Raw genomic sequence first — 3,390 nt, 5'->3', positions numbered from 1 at the left:
GTGCTGATATAACAGATTTACTGCCATTGAATCATAGAAAAAATGGCAATTCAAAATGTCAAGGTGTAGTTAAATTGGCGCTTACTGAAATTATATGCTAAACAATAATTTGGTCAGTAATTGATTATTAATCAACCTTAAGTGCCTACGAATGACAGCCGTATAAGTACCAACCTATACGATAATATTTGATAATGGCAGTGAATTTAGTTAATATGAGAAATATCTAAAGCACTTGATGCTGAGACTTATTTTGCACATCCATTTAGTTCCCACGAAGGAGGTCTATTGGATGGACTATATGAAATTCACCAGATAGCAATCTTAAGAGTAATGTGTTGACCATTGTTTTTGAAGCAAGAGGGGATACCTACTGGGTTGCTTTTTCATAGCGACCAAGGAAGTCATTATACAAGCAGGCAATTCCGTCAATTACTCTGGAAATATCAACTTAAGCATACGCCTATCAAAGCGAAGAAACTGCTGAGATAATAGCCCTATAGAAAGTTTCTTTAGGAACTTTAAAACCGAATAGGTACCAAATTGGGTATAATAATTTAATGGGAGCTAATCAAGATATAGTGAATTATATTGTAAAGTATTACAGTTAGATTAGGTCTCATAGTTATAACGGTGGCCTGATACCAAATAGGCCAAAGAAATTATTTTTGGAAACCTTTAAGAAAGTGTTCGAAATTAGTTGACCATTACAGTTTAAAGGTGATTCCGCTAGGGATTACTATGCACCTAAAGAACAGTATTATTATGAATTTAAGAGGCTAACCAAGATGGTGAGATTGTTAATTTTGATGTGACTGCCGCAAATACAGATGAAAGAGAGATGATAATAGAGTTATTTGAAGGTAAAACAGGGTTGGCATTAGAGGATAAAGGCTTATTTGGGGGGCTGAGACAGCGGAACAATGTACAAAGCATGGGATTGCTATTGAAGCAGCTTTTAGGAAAAACATGAAAGATAGACTCTCTAAAAACATTAGGGATTTTTGGAATGATAAAAGAAGAATTGTTCAGAGTACAATTCGTCAGCTTACTGAAAAATCTAATACTGAAAAAACATTTGCAAGAATAATGCTGAGCAATTACTAAGAGGCTAGGCAGGAAAATATTATAAGCCAAGCGGTTACTCTTAAATAAAGTACAAGGTAGGACTATTTTAAGTATAGCAGATCTCACTTTTTAAAAGTCAAGCATCGCGTAATAGTATTAAATTAGTGCTATTTTCTTCCTGCAAATCATCATATTTTAATAAAATTAGGGAAATAAAATTAAAACGATAATTATTAAAAATATAGTTTACCTTTCGCTTACACAATCGGTTAATATGCTTTTTCCTATATTAATTTATGCTTATTTTTTAAAGGTAATAGGAACGGAAATTTATGGTGAGTTGCTAATTTATCAGGCTGTAGTGGCCTATTTTAGTTTGATAGTTAACTATGGCTTTAATATATCAGGCGTAAAAAAAGTAGTCGATTGTAATGGTGATTTTAATAAAATATCGTTTGTTTTTTCATCTATATTCTATATTAAGAGTATCCTTTTTTGTATCATTTTGTTCTTGATTTTTGTTTATTGCCTGTTTTCTTCTTCGATTAATCCGCAATTGTTGTTTTTGTGTTCTTTGGTTTTAATTTATGAGTGGCTATTCCCTCAATGGTTTTTTCAAGCAATGGATAAGTTGAAGCTAGTTTTTTTTCTTTCAGCTTTAAGTAAGATTGTTTCGATGATTTTACTTTTGATTTTTCTTAAAAGGCCTGCTGATTATTTTTTGATACCATTATTTATGGGTATTAGTAGTTCATTTATTGGTGTTTTTTCATTGGCATTGTCTTACAAACTTGGGGTGAGATTTTTTAGAATAAGTGTAAGGCAGTTACTTATGGATTTTAAAGATTCTTCATTTCTTTTCCTGTCAACTTTTTTGCTTAATATTAAAGCTAGAGCTGATATATTCTTTGTAGGGTTACTAATTGGATTGCAGCAAGTGGTATATTTTGATTTTATCATCAAAATTTTGGGTGTAGCTCTTATCCCAATTGGCATTATAAATAATGCATTCTATGCAAGATCCTCTAGTTTAAAAGATAAATATTTATTTCGGAATATTATATTTCTATCATTAATTGTAGGTTTTTTTATGTGTTTGATGGTTTTTTTTGGAGGTGATTATTTAATTGAATATGTTAAATTAAACTCAGATATCCTTTCACCGTTAGTTTCTCTTATTTCAATTTGCATTTTTGTTCTTTCTGTGAGTGTTATTTTGGAATTGAATGGATTAATTGCATGGGGATACAAAAAAACTGTTTTTATTGGTGCTTTTTTAAATCTTGGTTTGTATTTAGTTGGTATATATGTACTTATGCATAAGAGTGAGGTTTCACTTTTTGACTTTGTTATTTTAACAATATTTCTTCATTTATTTGATATTGTTTTTAGAATAGTTGCATGTATTAAATATAAAGTATTTCATTTCTATCAAGATAAAAGTATAAATGTGTAATTTTTATTTTTATTTCTGTTATATTGACTATTGTGCTTTCAATGGGCTACTTGTCATCAGGGGGGCGAGCAAGCTTTTTCATTATTAAATCAATCTCATAGTTAAGATGATTTTGTCCCTGAAATTTAAATCATTTATACACCTTCTCATTTTGCTAGGAATTGAAGCTTCCTTTTTTTCTCTTTTGTATTCTGCAGTACTCAATAAATTTAATGCAAAGCGTCTAATTATTGATAAATTTTTGGCGCTTATTCTATCATGCACCTCTGATGAGTCCTCTTTCATTACCACATCTAAACGCCAATGTCCCCTTGTATATTGCATGGCTTCACTTGCGGTTAATTTTTCTGTACATAAATAATAGGATGTTTCGTAACTCCCTTTTTTTCTTTGCTATCAATCTTCTATCTCTGACAACTGCTATGAATGTTTTAATATGTGGCCATTTTTCTTTTAAATCTTTATTTAATTTTGCATCAATAACATACGCAGTCCTTTGTTCTATTCTCCCATGACCACGGTCATCCTGAACTAAAGCATGTTTCTCTGATTCATCAGTATTCCACAATGTTTGAAATTCTTGATCTATTGCTTCATACAATTTAGGTTGATTGCCTTTAACTTGGATAAGTGCACCCCCTTTGCCTTTAACAATTTCATTAACGGTTTCAGTTTGACAATGAAGCGCATCAAGCGTCACAATAGACTCTTTAAGATTGAGTGTTTTAAGGACGTTCAGTACCATCTGGATTTCTTGACCTTTACCAGCCCCCCCCCTATGTCACACTACTTGTCCATTGATAACTTAATCATAATAAGGACAGACAAATGAGTAAATTTACCGTAGAATTCAAAGAAACAATTTT

General features: G+C 31.3%; 2 protein-coding genes and 3 pseudogenes. 4 read left to right on the top strand and 1 reads right to left on the bottom strand.

The genetic code is table 11. The annotated features are described in order from the left end of the window. Nucleotides 1–175: 175 nt before the first annotated feature. From BMW37_RS15670 to BMW37_RS14795, 4 genes and pseudogenes are all read left to right on the top strand, one after another. Nucleotides 176–300, top strand: a pseudogene (locus BMW37_RS15670) (IS30 family transposase); the annotation flags it as partial. 45 nt (nt 301–345) lie between these two features. Then, nucleotides 346–492, top strand: a complete 147-nt coding sequence (locus BMW37_RS16100) for a DDE-type integrase/transposase/recombinase (RefSeq protein WP_425441807.1) — start codon at nt 346–348, stop codon at nt 490–492. A 218-nt stretch (nt 493–710) separates the two neighbouring features. After that, nucleotides 711–1,201, top strand: a pseudogene (locus BMW37_RS16095) (transposase); the annotation flags it as partial. An 84-nt stretch (nt 1,202–1,285) separates the two neighbouring features. Further along, a complete protein-coding gene (locus tag BMW37_RS14795) occupies nt 1,286–2,524 on the top strand; it encodes an oligosaccharide flippase family protein (RefSeq protein ID WP_342721780.1) in 1,239 nt (412 codons plus the stop codon). A 328-nt stretch (nt 2,525–2,852) separates the two neighbouring features. On the opposite strand, the pseudogene BMW37_RS14785 reads toward BMW37_RS14795, so the two are convergent. Further along, a pseudogene (locus BMW37_RS14785) lies at nt 2,853–3,278 on the bottom strand (ISAs1 family transposase); the annotation flags it as partial. Nucleotides 3,279–3,390: the final 112 nt, after the last annotated feature.

This window comes from Thorsellia anophelis DSM 18579, from assembly GCF_900111395.1.
GTDB lineage: Bacteria > Pseudomonadota > Gammaproteobacteria > Enterobacterales > Thorselliaceae > Thorsellia > Thorsellia anophelis.
Note: the sequence above shows the minus strand (reverse complement) of the source record. Positions and strands in the feature narration are given on the sequence as shown.